Source organism: Nonlabens sp. Hel1_33_55, assembly GCF_900101765.1.
GTDB lineage: Bacteria > Bacteroidota > Bacteroidia > Flavobacteriales > Flavobacteriaceae > Nonlabens.
This window is the reverse complement of record NZ_LT627735.1, coordinates 1,299,917-1,315,843: the sequence shown is the minus strand read 5'-3', so window position 1 is coordinate 1,315,843 and position 15,927 is coordinate 1,299,917. Positions and strand designations below refer to the sequence as shown.

At 38.3% G+C, this 15,927-nt stretch carries 17 protein-coding genes and 1 tRNA gene; 4 read left to right on the top strand and 14 right to left on the bottom strand.

All coding sequences use genetic code 11. From position 1 onward, the window contains the following. Positions 1–2 precede the first annotated feature (2 nt). Positions 3–2,492 (bottom strand): DUF5916 domain-containing protein, encoded by a 2,490-nt coding sequence (locus tag BLO34_RS05755; protein WP_090753372.1) that lies wholly within the window; start codon positions 2,490–2,492, stop codon positions 3–5. Between the two features lie 94 nt (positions 2,493–2,586). Here BLO34_RS05755 and msrA point away from each other — a divergent pair, with 94 nt between their 5' ends. Beyond that, complete coding sequence (msrA, locus tag BLO34_RS05750; protein ID WP_090753370.1) at positions 2,587–3,111, top strand: peptide-methionine (S)-S-oxide reductase MsrA; 525 nt, start codon at positions 2,587–2,589, stop codon at positions 3,109–3,111. Here msrA and BLO34_RS05745 read toward each other — a convergent pair. Together BLO34_RS05745 and folE are read right to left on the bottom strand one after the other, a co-directional pair. Beyond that, positions 3,108–3,422: a hypothetical protein gene (locus BLO34_RS05745; protein ID WP_090753368.1), complete on the bottom strand. Its 315-nt coding sequence runs from the start codon at positions 3,420–3,422 to the stop codon at positions 3,108–3,110. The genes msrA and BLO34_RS05745 overlap by 4 nt on opposite strands. Positions 3,423–3,468: 46 nt before the next feature. Beyond that, on the bottom strand, positions 3,469–4,065 hold the full coding sequence (gene folE, locus BLO34_RS05740; RefSeq protein ID WP_090753366.1) for a GTP cyclohydrolase I FolE: 597 nt from the start codon (positions 4,063–4,065) through the stop codon (positions 3,469–3,471). A 212-nt stretch (positions 4,066–4,277) separates the two neighbouring features. Here folE and BLO34_RS05735 point away from each other — a divergent pair, with 212 nt between their 5' ends. Then, the gene (locus BLO34_RS05735) at positions 4,278–5,273 is read left to right on the top strand and encodes a sugar kinase (RefSeq protein ID WP_090753364.1); all 996 of its coding nucleotides are present in this window, start codon (positions 4,278–4,280) and stop codon (positions 5,271–5,273) included. 3 nt (positions 5,274–5,276) lie between these two features. Next, positions 5,277–5,933, top strand: a complete 657-nt coding sequence (locus BLO34_RS05730; protein ID WP_090753362.1) for a bifunctional 4-hydroxy-2-oxoglutarate aldolase/2-dehydro-3-deoxy-phosphogluconate aldolase — start codon at positions 5,277–5,279, stop codon at positions 5,931–5,933. Positions 5,934–6,251: 318 nt separating this feature from the next. On the opposite strand, the gene BLO34_RS05725 is transcribed toward BLO34_RS05730, so the two are convergent. From BLO34_RS05725 to BLO34_RS05690, 8 genes are all read right to left on the bottom strand, one after another. Continuing rightward, on the bottom strand, positions 6,252–7,553 hold the full coding sequence (locus BLO34_RS05725; protein ID WP_090753360.1) for a TRAP transporter large permease: 1,302 nt from the start codon (positions 7,551–7,553) through the stop codon (positions 6,252–6,254). A 1-nt stretch (position 7,554) separates the two neighbouring features. After that, positions 7,555–8,028, bottom strand: a complete 474-nt coding sequence (locus BLO34_RS05720; RefSeq protein ID WP_231959572.1) for a TRAP transporter small permease — start codon at positions 8,026–8,028, stop codon at positions 7,555–7,557. Position 8,029: 1 nt separating this feature from the next. Next, positions 8,030–9,004: a TRAP transporter substrate-binding protein gene (locus BLO34_RS05715; RefSeq protein WP_090753358.1), complete on the bottom strand. Its 975-nt coding sequence runs from the start codon at positions 9,002–9,004 to the stop codon at positions 8,030–8,032. A 17-nt stretch (positions 9,005–9,021) separates the two neighbouring features. After that, positions 9,022–9,507 carry a DUF4861 family protein gene (locus BLO34_RS05710; RefSeq protein ID WP_157686700.1) on the bottom strand — a complete coding sequence of 162 codons (486 nt, stop codon included), beginning with the start codon at positions 9,505–9,507 and terminating at the stop codon, positions 9,022–9,024. A gap of 83 nt (positions 9,508–9,590) precedes the next feature. Then, positions 9,591–10,385 carry a gluconate 5-dehydrogenase gene (locus BLO34_RS05705; protein ID WP_090753354.1) on the bottom strand — a complete coding sequence of 265 codons (795 nt, stop codon included), beginning with the start codon at positions 10,383–10,385 and terminating at the stop codon, positions 9,591–9,593. Position 10,386: 1 nt separating this feature from the next. Next, entirely contained in the window at positions 10,387–11,229 is an 843-nt protein-coding gene (gene kduI, locus BLO34_RS05700; protein ID WP_090753352.1) for a 5-dehydro-4-deoxy-D-glucuronate isomerase, read from the bottom strand. Positions 11,230–11,309: 80 nt separating this feature from the next. Next, positions 11,310–12,494: a mannonate dehydratase gene (uxuA, locus tag BLO34_RS05695; RefSeq protein WP_090753351.1), complete on the bottom strand. Its 1,185-nt coding sequence runs from the start codon at positions 12,492–12,494 to the stop codon at positions 11,310–11,312. Positions 12,495–12,560: 66 nt separating this feature from the next. Then, positions 12,561–13,388: an SDR family oxidoreductase gene (locus BLO34_RS05690; RefSeq protein WP_090753349.1), complete on the bottom strand. Its 828-nt coding sequence runs from the start codon at positions 13,386–13,388 to the stop codon at positions 12,561–12,563. 471 nt (positions 13,389–13,859) lie between these two features. On the opposite strand from BLO34_RS05690, the gene BLO34_RS05685 reads away from it, so the two are divergent. Further along, positions 13,860–14,714 (top strand): DMT family transporter, encoded by an 855-nt coding sequence (locus BLO34_RS05685; protein ID WP_231959571.1) that lies wholly within the window; start codon positions 13,860–13,862, stop codon positions 14,712–14,714. A gap of 120 nt (positions 14,715–14,834) precedes the next feature. Here BLO34_RS05685 and BLO34_RS05680 read toward each other — a convergent pair. The 3 genes from BLO34_RS05680 to BLO34_RS05670 form a co-directional block, all read right to left on the bottom strand. After that, positions 14,835–14,908, bottom strand: a tRNA-Arg gene (locus tag BLO34_RS05680). A gap of 77 nt (positions 14,909–14,985) precedes the next feature. Continuing rightward, positions 14,986–15,498: a DUF6787 family protein gene (locus BLO34_RS05675; protein ID WP_090753347.1), complete on the bottom strand. Its 513-nt coding sequence runs from the start codon at positions 15,496–15,498 to the stop codon at positions 14,986–14,988. A gap of 14 nt (positions 15,499–15,512) precedes the next feature. Next, positions 15,513–15,926 (bottom strand): DUF6146 family protein, encoded by a 414-nt coding sequence (locus BLO34_RS05670; RefSeq protein ID WP_090753345.1) that lies wholly within the window; start codon positions 15,924–15,926, stop codon positions 15,513–15,515. Between the last annotated feature and the right edge of the window lies 1 nt (position 15,927).

Genomic DNA, 15,927 nt, shown 5'->3' with positions numbered 1-15,927 from the left:
TTTTATGTGGAAGAAAACCAATTTTTAGCCTCGTTCACATCAATGAAGTAGGTGATGCGTAGGCTTAGATTATGTCTAACAGGCTGCATGAATAACTCATCAAGGCTATTCTGGAAACTAATATCACCTTGATTATCAAAATTAAAAATGCTATTGCGATATAACAATCTTGCTTCACTACCAGGTGCAAACCTCCATCTGTAAGACAAGTCTAGATTCCATACATTGAAATTGGCATCTGGATTTGAATCCTCATCTAATTCATAATTGCTGTCTGCTGTGCGACCGTCCTCTTGCAATTCTGCAAACTCGCGACTAAATGCTGCTCGACTCCAGTTATTTCTAAAAGCTAGACTCAAAGCTTGTTTGTTATTGAAATTATAGGTCCCAGAAACCGAATTCTCAACGCTGTGAGTATCGCGGCGACTTAGTATAGATGTAGTTCCATTATCTGTGGTAGTTACAAAGCTATTGCGCAAATCATTTTTACTCCAGTCAAATCTATAAACCAGCAAAAACTTATCGCTAAACCTGTATCTAGGTGATATGTTGAAATTATAACCTTTTTCTGGGTCGTCAAATAAATAGAAATAGCCACCTCGTATATCTATAGCAAATTTCTTACGATAATCTGTAGATATGAATCCGCCGAAAGATTGATTTGCTGAATATCGCACATTTAAGCCTGCAATTCTAGATTCAAACCTATTCAGGTTGCGACTACCTACTGAGGTGTCAAACCCAAATGCATTTCGTTCTCTAGTGAAAAATCTAGCGTTTAAGCTCGCAGAGCTCTGGATATGAAAATCTGGATCCAATGATCTTCTATGACTTGCTCCCAGAGAGAAACGGTAACTATTGAAAATACCTTTGGGCACAAATTGCTCATATTGCATTTCTCCAAAAAGCTGATGAAAATTAGTCCTGAAGTTTCTTCCCAAGTCATTAGGATCCCAATTATCACTAATTAGATCGTATGAAACTCTTGGCTGCCAGTTACCACTCGTACTGCGCCAGTCAAGCTCTACAGCTGTACCGGTTTTAGTGTCATCAGTGAGGAAGCGATTACTCATTTTGAGCTCTGCACTGTAATTATTCTTGAGGTCTTTGTCATTGTGGTCAATTACAAAGGCGCTAACATTAGCATCTGTAAAACTGCCGCTTCTTAATGTGCTAGCATTTGTAAATGAAACCGACGAGTTACTGCCATACTGTTGGTCTAAAACGAATACATTATAATTTGTGATAGGTTCTGTAACGGCAGTACGTCTCGTTACGATGGTATCATTTGCAGCATTGATTTCAAATCCTTGGATAGTAGCCTCAGTCTTTTCTGTAAATGCATTTAAAAAACCTATTCCCAGACCATTGCGATTGCGACCAGTTACTTTTACAGCATTCAAAAGTTTAGCATTGCTGGGATTATCAACTATGTCCTCATTTTCAAATAAATCAACATCACCAGATCCAGATGGCGTCTGACCTATACGTCTCGAGAAAAACAAACCACCTTTATTGAAAAGGTCGGTTCCTTCTGAAAAGAAGGCTCTATTCTCGCTAAAGGTTTGCTCAAATGGGCCAAGATTAAGAGATACTTGATCAAAAGCTACCTGCCCAAAATCTGGTATCAACGTTGCATCCAGTGTGAACGCTTCATTTATCCCATATTTGATGTCCATACCTGCACTTATATTGAATAACTTCTCTCCATCAAAAACATCATAACTGGAGGCTGCAAAGGGATATAAATTCAAACGCAGCGGCGGATTGATGTTTTCCACTCCATTAAGAATAGCATCGTATTGTGAGGAAGATCCAGTGGTTCTATCAATATAGTTAAAGGAATAATCCTCATTCAAGTGCTTGATCCTACGGAAGATTTGAAAACTCCAGTCTTGCTCTTCGGCCTCGTTGAATCTTAGGGTTCTATAAGGTATGCGCATTTCTACGTACCAACCATTTCCATCGATGGTTGTTTCTGATTTAAAAACCACGTTGAAGCTAAAATCTTCGCTACCATTTTCTGCTACAGAATCGCCTAGGGAGTTAGCGCTCGTAGCATAAAATCTCGTTTGGTTAATTTGATTGTTATATGTATTTAAGAAGAAGCCGAAAAGATCTGCCTGGGCCGAAATCTCATCTCGTTGCGAAAATTGCCTTAGAATCCTATTGGGCTCATTATCATACATATAACCAGCAACATAAAGTGCATCGTTATCGTAGGCAATTTTGAATTCGGTTTTATGAGTTTCCCGTTCTGCAAGACCGCTGGTAGGTTCTATCATGATAAAATCGCCACCTGGAGGTATGGATTCCCAGAAGGGTTCAAAAGGCTTCCCATCAATGACAGGCTGTGAGGTGACTCTTGTAGCTTGATAAACCTTACGTTTGATGTCAGTTTGATTGGTTGATGTTTGCGCTTTCGCGAAAGCGAAAAAAATACAAGCAATAACTACAAAAAAAGTCCTTTTATGGACGGGAAAATCACGCATTTTGCAAAACTACAGTAAAAAACCTACTTAAGTCTAAAGAGTTGTTAAGAATCGATAGGTGTGGTGCCTAGGTCGTAACTTGTAATAAAAAAGGATGGAAGCAATACTAGCAGGTGGATGTTTTTGGTGTACCGAGGCAGTTTTTCAAAGAGTTAAAGGAGTGAGTGAGGTAATTCCTGGTTTTAGTGGTGGGAATATTAAAAATCCACCGTATCGAGAAGTGGTACAAGGAAGAACAGGTCATGCGGAAGCCATCAAAATTATTTTTGATCCTGAAATAGTCAGTTTTAAAGAGCTTCTTCAAGTTTTCTTTGCCACACACGATCCAACAACATTGAATCGTCAGGGTTATGATATAGGAACTCACTATCGCAGCGCTATATTTTTCACTAATGAAGAGCAGGAAAAGACCGCACGAGAATTGATCGACAACTTAAATGAATCTGGATCGTTTTCAAACCCTATCGTTACAGAAGTTTCTGCAGCCAGCGGATTTTACAAGGCAGAGGATTATCACAAAGATTATTACAACAACAATAGAGAGCAAGGTTATTGCCAAGTCATTATTGATCCTAAAATCAAGAAACTAATGACAGGCTTTAAACAACTTGCAATCTAGTAGGCCTCAACCTCAATTGTTTGTGGCTCTTTTGAGGTTTGGGTATCTTCTTTCTTAATGATATAAGTATAAATCCACGTCAGAGTAAACGTAGGTATGATGTCAAGACCTGGAACGAGTTCTTCAATAGTAGTTAAAATACCAGCCGTTTTTCCCGTTTTTCCAGGGTAAACTTTAGTCATAAGGTAACCAGCAATGGGCGCCCATATGATATCGATAAGCTCACCTACGAAAGGAACCGCATAAGACGCCATTCCTACAAGGTCAAACAAGACGCTGAAGAATAATTTGGATGATTTTGATTGAAACATGATTGTAGTTGTTTGGAATTAACTATTCAAACTTCATTCCATTCTATTAATGCAAGTCGCTAGAAATAAGATGAAGAAACTCTGATCTGGTTTCCACCTTTTCAAACTGTCCTCTAAAACCACTCGTGGTCGTGGAGCTGTTTTGCTTTTGAACACCACGCATCATCATACACATATGGGACGCTTCAATTACTACAGCGACTCCTTTTGGTTTTAGGGTTTGGTGAATGCATTCAAGTATATCATGGGTCAGACGTTCTTGAACTTGTAGTCTACGTGCAAAAATATCTACAATACGAGGTATTTTGGAAAGACCAACAATATGTCCATCAGGAATGTAGGCAATGTGCGCTTTTCCAAAAAAAGGAAGCATGTGGTGTTCACACAAGGAATAAAGTTCTATGTCTTTTACAATAACCATGTCGTTATAATCTTCTGCAAACATGGCGCTCTTCAACACCTTTGCAGCATCTTGATCGTAACCGCTGGTTAGAAACTGCATGGCTTTTGCTGCTCTTTCAGGAGTCTTTAATAATCCTTCTCGTTCTACATCTTCACCTAAATCTGTAATGACACTTTTATATTTCTCACGGATGTCATCTGTTACTTTGATATTGTACTCTTCAAATACTCGGTAGGGCATTCTTATAATGTTTAAAGGCCAAAGTTAAAAGCAAATGAGATCGCACAGGATAATATTTACTAAAAATTGGTTTTTGGTTAATGTTCTCCAGCTATGTCGTGAAAATGCTATGCTTTTTACGAAAAAATTCAAAAATCTTTTTAGATAGTGAAATGAGCTATTTCGTTATAGTATCAATTTGTTTTAAGTTTGTCGATACTCAATAATCAACCATGAATCAAAAAGTAGTAACCTTAGGTGAGGTTCTCATGCGCCTTACCGTTCCCAACAATAAAAGATTATTTCAAACGGTCAATTTTGACGTAAATTTTGGAGGCTCTGAAGCTAATGTAGGTGTTTCACTTGCCCACATGGGTTTGAAAAACACGCATATTACCGCATTACCAAAGAGTGATTTAGGGGAACGGGTGGAGCGTTTTCTTAAAATGAATAATGTTGGAAGCGAGGGAATCGTTAGAAAAGAAGGACGGCTTGGTATATACTTTCTAGAATGTGGCGTTATGCAACGTCCATCAAGAATCGTTTACGATAGGTTTGATACCACTTTTGCTTATTTGAAAGAAGATGAAGTTGATTGGGATATTGTCTTCGAAGATGCCAATTGGTTTCATTATAGCGGTATTACTCCTGCCATTTCGCAAAGTGCTGCAGATGTAACACTTAGAGCTTTAAAAGAAGCTAAAAAACGAGGTGTTCAAACAAGTGGTGACATTAATTACAGGAGAAACCTATGGCAATATGGCAAGCAGCCATTGGATATAATGCCTGGTTTAGTAGAACATACAGATTATGTAGTTGGTGGTAGAGTTGATCTGGAAAATTGTTTGGGAATCCATGATGATGACTGGTCACGCAACTGTGAATTAGTGATAGAAAAGTATCCCAATGTAAAAGCCTTTTCCAAATCCATACGAGTATCACATTCGGCGTCTCACAATGATTTGACTGTGGTCATGTACAAGGATGGTAAGCTCTATACTTCCAAAACGTACGAAATGAGCAATATCGTTGATAGAATAGGTGGTGGAGATGCCTTCATGGCTGGATTGATCTATGGCTTATTAAACCTGGACGATCAACAAACTGTGGAGTATGCGGTAGCAGCATCCGTTTTAAAGCATAGCACCATTGGAGATGTGAATTTGAGTAGTAGTGAAGAAGTCATGCACCTAGTAAAAGGTGATAATGTAGGTCGCCTTTTAAGATAACATATGAATATTGAATCCTTTATTTCCAGAACTGATCAGCATAAGATCGTACCAGTTTTTTATCACAAAGACTTACAAACATCTATAGATGTAGTTAATGCATCCTATGATGGTGGTGTTAGAACCTTTGAGTTTGTAAATCGCGGATCAAATGCGGCTGAAATATTCAAGGCGCTTATTGAACAAAAAGATAAATGGCCTGATCTAGAAATAGGAATAGGAACCATTTATGATTTGGATACTGCAAAGAAATTTATCGATCTAGGTGCTGCTTTCGTAGTATCGCCATGCTTGGTAGAAGATGTTGCTACTTATTGTAGAGATCAACAAGTTGCTTATATTCCTGGGATCGCAACCATTAAGGAGGCTTTCAACGCTACTCAATTGGATTGTAAAATGATCAAGATTTTTCCTGCAAATGTGATAGGTTCCGCTTTCGCGAAAGCGATAACATCAGTATTATCTGAACTTGCCATCATGCCTACTGGTGGAATCGAACCATCAACCGATGGACTCAGGGAATGGTTTGACGCAGGCGTCAATTGTGTGGGCATGGGAAGCCAGTTATTTGAAAAAAACAAGATTAGTAATAAAGACTATAAAGGATTGTCGAACGATATAGCTGAGGCAATCAAAAATGCCAATCTTATTAAGAAGTAGCGTTTAGATAAACAATTAGGCTATTTGAGAATCATTCATCGACCTACTTAAAAGTTCACTAACGTAATATTTGGTAATTATAGACAGGCAGTGTTTATTAGGTGAATAAGATTTTTTGACCAAAATATTCTTAATACGCAACCGTCTATAGAACTTCAACTAAACAAAGCTTTCTTCTGCGGATTTAGACAAGGATGATAGCAAGTTTATTGAAATTACAATGATTAAAAGTAAAGAAGCTTTCTTGCTTATATGATCTAAATAAAAAAGTCCTGTGTTTTAAATCACAGGACTTTTCAATTGGTTAATATTTGGAGCCTAGTCGATTAAGTCAAATACTCGTGGTAGCCATAAGGTAAGATCTTCAAAATATGTGATCATCACTAAAACCGCAATCATTGCGAGAAATAGCGGCAGCATGGGTTTAATCACTTTCTGGATTTTTAGATCTGCAACACTACAGCCTACGAACAACACAGAGCCTACTGGCGGCGTACATAGACCGATACATAGATTCAGGATCATTATAATTCCAAAATGTACTGGATCCATGCCCATTGCGGTTACAATAGGTAAGAAAATAGGAGTGAAGATCAAAACCGCTGGAGTCATGTCCATAAAAATTCCAACAAACAACAATATCAAATTGATAATTATTAGTATCACAACTGGATTCTCACTTATTCCCAATAAAGTTGCGCTTATCTCTTGTGGTATGTTTTCGTAAGACATTACCCAGCTCATAGCTATGGATGTTGCAATCAACAATAGTACAATAGCGCTGGTTTTGATGGTTTCTAGAAGAATAGGAGCAAGGTCCTTTATCTTTATTTCTTTGTAAATAAAGCCAAGAGCAACCGTATACATGACGGCGACGGCACTGGCTTCAGTTGCCGTAAAGATTCCGCCAACTATTCCTCCTATTACTACTACAAGTAGCATAAGGCTAGGCAAAGCATCAAAAAAGCGTTTCAAAAATGTTTTGAAACTGACTAGTTTATCGGTAGGGTATTTTTTGATTATGGAGTAGATAGCTGCAACAACCATTAGTGCAAGACCTAATAAAATTCCAGGGACGTAACCCGCAATAAATAAAGCAGCGATAGAAACACCACCACTTGCCAGCGAGTAAACGATCAACACATTACTAGGCGGAATGATCAAACCTGTTGTAGCACTAGTTATGTTTACCGCTGCAGAAAATGGTTTGCTATAACCATCTTTTTCCATCATAGGATTCATGAATCCACCTATCGCACTAGCTGCAGCCACCGCACTACCTGAAATCGCTCCAAACAACATACAGGAGATAATGTTTACAAAAGCTAGACCACCAGGAAGTGGTCCTACAATCGCTTTGGCAAAATTGATAAGACGCACCGCGATACCTCCACGATTCATAATTTGTCCTGCAAGGATAAAAAACGGGATTGCACTCAACGTAAAACTATCAAGTGATGTAGCCATACGCTGCGCCAGAGTTGTAACTGACGGTAGAAATGGCATGGAGTAAATAAGAGTTGCAAAAGCTGCCAGACCTATAGCGTATGCAATAGGCACACGAAAAGATAGGAAGATCAAAAAGCTAAGAACGAGAATGAGTATTTCTATATAATTCATATCAAGAAGCTTTTTGGGATTTGATTTTGACAAAGAAGGAATCAAGACTAAAATAGCAGATCAACACACCTGAAATAGGCACTATCAAATAGATAAAACCTAAGGGTAATCCTAAAGACGCTGAAGTTTGCTCAAATTGAAAAGTTAGCTGGCACAATCTAGCGCCACCTATAATCATCACACATAGAGAAAAAACAAACACGCTTAAATACACAAACCCATCAAAGAAAGCGATATTCTTATTTACCATTTTTTCAGGTAATAGATCGATGGCTAGATGTAAATGTTCTCCTGTTGCATAAGCTGCACCTAACAAACCTACCCAGATTAATGCAAAACTAGAAATCTCATCTGTGGCTGTGCTGGGTGACTGTAGTATGAAGCGAGAAAATACCTGCCAGATCACAGCGCATAGCATGATGATAAGCACGGTAAGGCACACTTTGCCTACTATATTGACTACTACTTTTCTCATATTAATTTTCTTGAATAGATTGAACCAATTTTTTCATATTTGGATTCTCATTAAAAATTTCAAGCATTTCCTTAGTAGCTTGTCTAAAGGACTGTTTTTCTGGGTAGTTGACTTTTACACCACTCTCGATGACTTTTTCAAGGGACTCTTTTTCAGAAATGTCCCAAAGTTCGCGCTGCGCGTTTTTGGATTCTAACACAGCTTCTTGTAGCCATTGCTTTTCTTGATCGCTCAACCTTGCCAAGGTTTGAGTTCCTATTACTAAAACGTCTGGTAACGAGGTGTGCTCGTCAATGCTCAAAAACTTACAGACTTCAAAATGCTTTGATGTATAAAAACTTGGAATATTATTTTCAGCACCATCGACAACCCCTTGTTGCAATGCCGTGTATAATTCACCAAAAGAAATAGGTGTTGGAGCACCGCCCAGATCATGAATCATTTCTATTGCCATATTACTTTTCATGACTCTAATCTTCATGTCCTGAAGATCTTTTGGGGAGTTTATAGGATCTGTCTTGGTATAAAAACTACGGCTTCCGGCGTCATAAAAAGTCAAACCGTGTAAGTTAAATTTTTCTCCTTGGTCAAGAATCTGCCTACCTACTTTCCCATCATAAATATCGTGGCTGTGTTGTTTGTCTCTAAATAGATATGGAATACTAAAGACTTTATATTCAGGGATAAAGTTCTCTAAAATACCAGCACTAACCTTAGTTATATCAAGGCTGCCTATTTGTAATAATTCGATGCTCTCGCGTTCGCCGCCCAGTTGTCCATTGGGATACAGTTGCACCTTCATTTTCCCGCCAGATTTTCGCTCGAGGCTTTCTCCCAGAACGACCATACCCTTATGAACAGGATGCTCTGTATCCAGACTATGCGCTAGTCTCAATACGGTAACTTCTTCCTCGCCGCCGCCACAGCTACTTAAAAGTAGTATAGGAATAAGCAATAATAAATATTGGATTTTCATTAGTAATATATTTTTATTTATGCAACACTAATAAGGTTTGAAATCGAGGCGCCAGTATCATAGACGGCTTTTGAAAAGACCTCAGTTATTTGATTTTTTTCATCGCTATGCTCCCAAGTGCTTATAATATAACAAGGCTGATTTGTAGCGTCTTCCTTATTCGAAAATTCACTGCTTGCTAACTTATTATGGGTAACGGTTTGAAACTTTCCTAAGCTAAAATGGACATTTCTTGTTTTAGGGAATGATGGAAGTTCCGCTTTCGCGAAAGCGTAAAAAAAAACATTTTTCTCTTCATTTGCCGTAATATCAATTACAGAAGCCATTTCGTCCCAATTATTATCACTATTCAAATCATCCGTTTGGATAGGAACAACATCATTATCATAGCTATTCCAGCCTGGTATAGAATCTAAAGAAAGCTTATGAAGAACTTTTTCAGCAGTAGATAAAGAACCAACAACGGTATCTGTTCTTGCTACATCGATTGAGTTGGTAGGCAAAATGGAATTTCCCTCCAATTTATTATCCTTACAACTCATCGAAAGAAGAGCGCAAAGGGCTAAAAAAATCCCGTTTGTTAACATTAATCCTCGTTTGAAGGTTTTCCAATCGTGGCAAGAATACCGCCATCGACATATAAAATATGGCCATTGACAAAGTCACTCGCTTTAGAAGATAGAAAGATAGCTGCACCGGCTAGATCGTCTGGATCACCCCATTTTGCAGCAGGTGTTCTATTGACAATAAATTCATTGAAAGGATGACCATCCACGCGTATGGGAGCCGTTTGTGTTGTGGCAAAATAACCAGGACCTATTCCATTGACTTGAACATTATGCTTTGCCCATTCTGTCGCCATATTCTTAGTTAGCATGACCAGTCCACCTTTTGCAGCCGCATAGGCTCCTACAGTGTTTCTTCCCAAAGCACTCATCATGGAGCAGATGTTAATAATCTTTCCAGATTTGCGCTCAATCATACCACTAACTACATGTTTAGAGACTAAAAACGGACTCACTAAATCAATATCAATTACTTGCTTGAAATCTGCAACTTCCATATCAACTAGCGGTGTTCTTTTAATAATACCGGCATTATTGATTAAGATATCAATGGGACCAACTTCCGTCTCAATGTTAGAAACAGCTTCTTTCACAGCATCTTCATCAGATACATCAAACTTATACCCAACTGCCTTAATACCTGCAGCGCGATATTCTTCTAGTGCGTTATCAATTTTGTCCTGACTGGAGTTTCCATTCACCACAATGGTGGCTCCTGCTTTTCCTAAACCCATTGCCATAGACATTCCTAAACCATGGGTACTACCTGTAACTAATGCTACTTTACCTGTAACTTCAAATAGTGATGCTGACATATTATCTAAGTTCTTTGATTTTTGCTACGTCCATATCTCCATAATCCAAATTTTCTCCTGCCATTCCCCAAATGAAAGTATAGTTAGATGTTCCAGATCCTGAGTGGATGGACCATGGTGGCGATATTACCGCCTGGTGATTTTGCATCCAGATGTGTCTCGTTTCTTGAGGTTGTCCCATAAAATGACAAACGGATTGCTCATCTGGTACGTCAAGGTAAAAATAGACTTCCATCCTGCGGTCATGGACGTGAGCCGGCATGGTATTCCAGACACTACCTGTTTTAAGCTCTGTCATTCCCATTTGTAACTGACAGGTATCTACAATACCGCCTATAATCATCTGGCTTACTGTTCTATGGTTAGCCGTTTCTAAGCTACCTAGTTCAATTTTGTTTGCTTCTGCTAGACTTACTTTTTTAGTAGGAAAAGATTTATGTGCGGGAGCTGAGTTGATATAAAACTTAGCTGGTTCATTTGCATTTGCACTGTGAAAAACAACATCTTTAGCACCTTGCCCTATATAAAGAGCATCTTTATGATTCATCTCATATTTCTTACCGTCTACTTCAATGGTTCCTGTAGATCCAACATTGATAATTCCCATTTCACGACGCTCTAAAAAGTACTCAGCTTTAAGCGGATCTATAGTTTCTAATTTAAGCGGATTTGAAGTTGGAACAGCACCACCAGCGATGTATCTATCGTAGTGCGTGTAGGTGAGGTTAATCTCACCATTTTTTAGTGGTTTTTCAATCAAGAATTCTTCTCTCAGTTCTTGAGTGTCTAGTTTTTTAACGGTGTAAGGACTTGACGCATAACGCGTTTCAAATTTTGTTGACATTGATTTCAATTCTGTTTATCGGACTGCTTGCAGGCAGTAAAATGATGTTTAATATTATTAATGTAATCGATTGCCTAATATTACGAAATGTATCTTCTTATTCCTAGTTCTAGACCACGTAATTCCGCCAGACCACGCAATCTACCTATTCCAGAATAACCAGGATTGGTCTTTTTCTTTAGGTCATCAAGCATCTTATGACCATGATCAGGTCTAAATGGCATTCTTAAATCTTTTCTACCTGATTTCTCACGTTTTAATTGTTCTAACACAAGGGCCTTCATCACGGCGAACATATCAACGTCGCCATCTAGGTGGTTAGCTTCATGAAAATTCCCTTGATCATCTCGTTTAATGGCTCTTAAATGTATGAAGTGAATACGGCTGCCCAGACGTTCTACCATACCAGCAAGATCGTTGTCTGTTCGAACTCCAAAAGATCCTGTACAAAATGTCAACCCATTATTAGGACTGTCCACAGCGTTGTATAAATCAACGATGTCTTGTTCTGTACTTAACACACGTGGTAATCCTAAAATAGGGAATGGTGGGTCGTCAGGATGGATACACATCAAAACTCCAGCTTTCTCGGCAACAGGTATTATTTCTGATAGAAAATAAAATAGGTTTGCCTTCAATTCCTTAGATCCAATGTTGTTATATGTAGCAAGTATGGTATTAAATTCCTTCAATGTGTAACCTTCCTCAGCACCTGGTAGGCCTGCAATAATGTTATTAATCAACTTTTCTTGCTGTTCAGGAGTTGACTTTTCTAGATACTCTTTAGCCTCTATCTGTTGCGCTATGGTATAGTTGTTTTCGGCACCTGGACGTTTTAATAAAAAAAGTTCAAAAGCTGCAAAAGCAGCAGCTTCAAAGCGCAATGCAGTAGAGCCATCAGGAAGCTCATAATCAAGGTTGGTTCTTGTCCAATCCAGTACTGGCATGAAATTGTAACAAACGATGTCTATACCACAGTTACCAAGATTAGTAATTGTGTTTTTGTAACGTTCTATATATACTTTGTAATCACCTGATCTAGTTTTAATATTCTCATGAATAGGCACACTTTCTACTACAGACCAGGACAATCCAGCATCTCCAATCAATTTTTTGCGTTCCATGATCGCATCTACAGACCATTCTTCACCATTTGGAATTTGATGGCAAGCACTCACAATGCCAGTGGCACCAGCTTGCTTAATATCGGCAAGGGAAACTGGATCCTTTGGACCGTACCACCGCCATGTTTGTTCTAGATTCATTGTTTGTTTTTTGTATCGCTTTCGCGAAAGCGAACTAGTTATAATCTAATTTTTACCCATAATATTTTAAACGCCGCTATAAGCGCTAAATCCGCCATCGATAGGCACCACAATTCCCGTGATAAAAGATGCTGCGTCATCACAAAGCCACTCGACGGTACTAATTAGATCTTCAGGTTTGCCGTAGCGACCCATAGGTGTTTGACCTATGATTTGCTCGCCACGTGGTGTCGCAGATCCATCGCTATTAGTCAAAAGGGCCCGATTCTGGTCTGTCAGGAAAAAACCTGGTGCGATGGCATTGACACGTATTCCCACTTTAGAAAAGTGGACGGCTAGCCATTGAGTAAAGTTGGAAACGGCAGCTTTGGCACCGCTGTAGGCAGGTATTTTAGTCAGCGGAGTAAACGCATTCATGGATGAAATATTTAGCACGCTACATCCATCGCGGCCTACCATGTCTTGTGCAAAAACTTGAGTAGGGATAAGGGTTCCTAGAAAATTGAGATTGAAGGTGAATTCAATCCCTTTGGGATCTAGGTCAAAAAATGTTTTGAATCCATCAGTAGTATTTTTGAGGTCTTCCATTTGAAAAAATGGATTACTAGTGGTACCCATAGGGTGATTACCGCCAGCGCCATTAATTAGAATATCAACCTTGCCAAAAGCGTCATTGATCTCTTTTTTAGCTTTTTCCAACGTGTCTTTTTCAAGAACGTTTCCCATAACTCCCAAAGCTTTACCGCCAGTTGCCTTGATCTCATCAGCAATGGCATCTGCTGCTTCTTTTCTTAAATCTAGGACTGCAATGTTATGGCCCTGTTTAGCAAGTGCAATTGCTAAAGTGCTGCAAAGCACGCCTCCAGCTCCAGTAAGGACAATCGTTTTTGACATAGGATTTCTTAAAATGAATGATTCAATTAATGCTCTCCAAATATCATAAAATAGATCGGCATCTGGTCAACCAAATTCATTTCACTCTGCTTTTAGGTTATTGTAAATATTAGAATTGGTGTTTAAATATCTATAAATTAGGCGATTGATTTTGAATATTTTAAACTTATCTCTCACTGTAGTTTTATACATGGTTTTAATTATTAGCAGTTTGTGATCCATATATAATATGTAAAGTATCATACAATCATGTTCAACTTGATCATTTATTACCTACTAATAATCAACAAGTGATTCATTCAGAAAACTGGCCATTGGCATAACCTCGACTTTTATTTATTGTCAACCATTATAAGGAAGAAAAATATATAGACCTTTGAAAAACGCTAGATCTATACTCTCAAAAGTTGAGATGGACAGAAATTCCCTTTCAAACGAGAAAAATTCGGTTTGAGAATTTTTAAATAAAAGATGAAAGACCTACACAAAGCAATTTTATTCATGACGTTAAGTGCCATTGCATTTGCTATCATGAATGGATTGGTCAAATATCTATCCGATTTTAGTGCCTATCAATTGGTGTTTTTCAGATCTATAGGTACTCTAGTAATTACTACCAGTTTATTGATTTACCATAAAATACCACTAAAAGGAAATAAGAGAGGTTTGTTGATTTTAAGAGGTGTTGGTGGCGCTATTTCATTGCTTCTATTCTTTAGTTCACTCAAATATTTACCAGTTGGCACCGCTGTTACATTACGCTATTTGTCCCCAATTTTTGCAGCCGTGTTTGCTGTAATATGGCTGAAGGAACATATTAAACCCATCCAGTGGCTTTTCTTTTTGTTAGCGTTTGCAGGTGTATTGGTATTAAAGGGATTTGATGACGGTCTAAGCTTAGTTGGACTAGGCATGATCATATTATCAGCACTATTCATGGGTTTGATCTTTGTAGTTATTGCAAAAATTGGAAAGCAGGATCATCCACTTGTAGTGGTGAATTACTTCATGTTTATAGGAACTGTTTTAGGCGGCCTATTATCGATAAGCAATTGGAAAAACCCCATAGGGGCAGAGTGGTTCCTGCTTGCCGTACTTGGAATTGTGGGATTTGTAGGTCAACTTTATATGACTAAAGCCTTTCAAATCGCATCAACTAATCAAATTGCCCCGCTCAAATATCTTGAGGTGATATTTACAGTAATAATAGGAGCTTTTTGGTTTTTAGAGATTTATACTTGGTGGTCGTTGTTGGGTATATTAATGGTAATGGCAGGATTGACCTTAAACATATTGTACAAGTCAAAGTCGTCTGGAAAGGTGTGAGGCTTTGGTAATTTCGCTTTCGCGAAAGCGGAATAAGGAAAGATTTTTGAGCCTTGATTATATTTAAAAGTAAAAGCATCTATAACAAAAAAGGCCCTCAAATGAATGAGAGCCTTTCAGTGATCGCAGAAGGATTCGAACCTTCGACCGCCTGCTTAGAAGGCAGGTGCTCTATCCAGCTGAGCTATGCGACCTTGTTTATGCTTCTTTCAAAGCGGTTGCAAATATAAAGTATTTTTAAAAAGCTAAAAGATATTCTAAAGGAATTCTCTCACTCTTTACCTAGCCTAATCCCAAACCTCTTCAACATCTTCTTTTCAAACGCCCAGAAAAAATCAAATTGGCCAAAAATCCATCCCATAACCACCAACAATACTTGGTAAAAAGGAAATATAATCAGCAATCTCAATGGCCAGAATATCCAGCCACTAGTGGTATCCCGATCAAGGCCTATCCATTCCAATACTGGTCCAGACAATCTTGCAGACGCTGATCCAGTGATCGCAAACACGATGAAAATAGCGATGAGTTCCCAGCGATATTCAACCTTCCATTTAGGTCCTAGTTTTTTGAATAACCACAGGGCAATACGATAGAAAATATAGGCATTGATAAAACTAACTATTAATACAAATAAATACTCATACATCACATCCTCAAAATTGGTTGGTATGAGTTTGCGAGCTACAAAAAAACCACAGGCGAGTAAGCCTATGATTCCTAAAAATATATAGATGAGTTGCCAGTTTTTGGTTATTTCCCAGCGTTCTTTAAGTTCTTGCATGCTGCAAAAATAATCTACAAACGTTGATTAAATCGTTGCTCAAAGAATTTAAAGTAATTAAATAAAAGATAAGTGACTTCCAGACCATAATCGATGGATGGATCATAATCGATCCTAAAAGGATAGAGATTAGGATCGTATTGAAGCGGCTGATTCACCCTTAAATTATACAAGGGTATCTTGATATCGTTGGTAATATCCATCGAACTTTTAGCTCTAAATTCTTGAGGTGGTTGAGTAGCAAGCCATGAATTAAAACCAGGCTCAATGATGATTACTTCATACTCAAGGCTATCATTTGCAATCCTGATCGTATCATTTATAACCTCTGGACTGCGCTCTGTAGTAGTGCTATTTTGAGATCCACAACTGGATGCGATCCATATGATGCTTATTAATAAACAAATCGTACCCAGTATGCTTCTCATC

Bases quoted from the DNA above. Each gene is read 5' to 3' on its own strand.
- BLO34_RS05755 (WP_090753372.1), bottom strand. From the start codon at position 2,492: ATGCGTGATTTTCCCGTCCATAAAAGGACTTTTTTTGTAGTTATTGCT.
- msrA (WP_090753370.1), top strand. From the start codon at position 2,587: ATGGAAGCAATACTAGCAGGTGGATGTTTTTGGTGTACCGAGGCAGTT.
- BLO34_RS05745 (WP_090753368.1), bottom strand. From the start codon at position 3,422: ATGTTTCAATCAAAATCATCCAAATTATTCTTCAGCGTCTTGTTTGAC.
- folE (WP_090753366.1), bottom strand. From the start codon at position 4,065: ATGCCCTACCGAGTATTTGAAGAGTACAATATCAAAGTAACAGATGAC.
- BLO34_RS05735 (WP_090753364.1), top strand. From the start codon at position 4,278: ATGAATCAAAAAGTAGTAACCTTAGGTGAGGTTCTCATGCGCCTTACC.
- BLO34_RS05730 (WP_090753362.1), top strand. From the start codon at position 5,277: ATGAATATTGAATCCTTTATTTCCAGAACTGATCAGCATAAGATCGTA.
- BLO34_RS05725 (WP_090753360.1), bottom strand. From the start codon at position 7,553: ATGAATTATATAGAAATACTCATTCTCGTTCTTAGCTTTTTGATCTTC.
- BLO34_RS05720 (WP_231959572.1), bottom strand. From the start codon at position 8,028: ATGAGAAAAGTAGTAGTCAATATAGTAGGCAAAGTGTGCCTTACCGTG.
- BLO34_RS05715 (WP_090753358.1), bottom strand. From the start codon at position 9,004: ATGAAAATCCAATATTTATTATTGCTTATTCCTATACTACTTTTAAGT.
- BLO34_RS05705 (WP_090753354.1), bottom strand. From the start codon at position 10,385: ATGTCAGCATCACTATTTGAAGTTACAGGTAAAGTAGCATTAGTTACA.
- kduI (WP_090753352.1), bottom strand. From the start codon at position 11,229: ATGTCAACAAAATTTGAAACGCGTTATGCGTCAAGTCCTTACACCGTT.
- uxuA (WP_090753351.1), bottom strand. From the start codon at position 12,494: ATGAATCTAGAACAAACATGGCGGTGGTACGGTCCAAAGGATCCAGTT.
- BLO34_RS05690 (WP_090753349.1), bottom strand. From the start codon at position 13,388: ATGTCAAAAACGATTGTCCTTACTGGAGCTGGAGGCGTGCTTTGCAGC.
- BLO34_RS05685 (WP_231959571.1), top strand. From the start codon at position 13,860: ATGAAAGACCTACACAAAGCAATTTTATTCATGACGTTAAGTGCCATT.
- BLO34_RS05675 (WP_090753347.1), bottom strand. From the start codon at position 15,498: ATGCAAGAACTTAAAGAACGCTGGGAAATAACCAAAAACTGGCAACTC.
- BLO34_RS05670 (WP_090753345.1), bottom strand. From the start codon at position 15,926: ATGAGAAGCATACTGGGTACGATTTGTTTATTAATAAGCATCATATGG.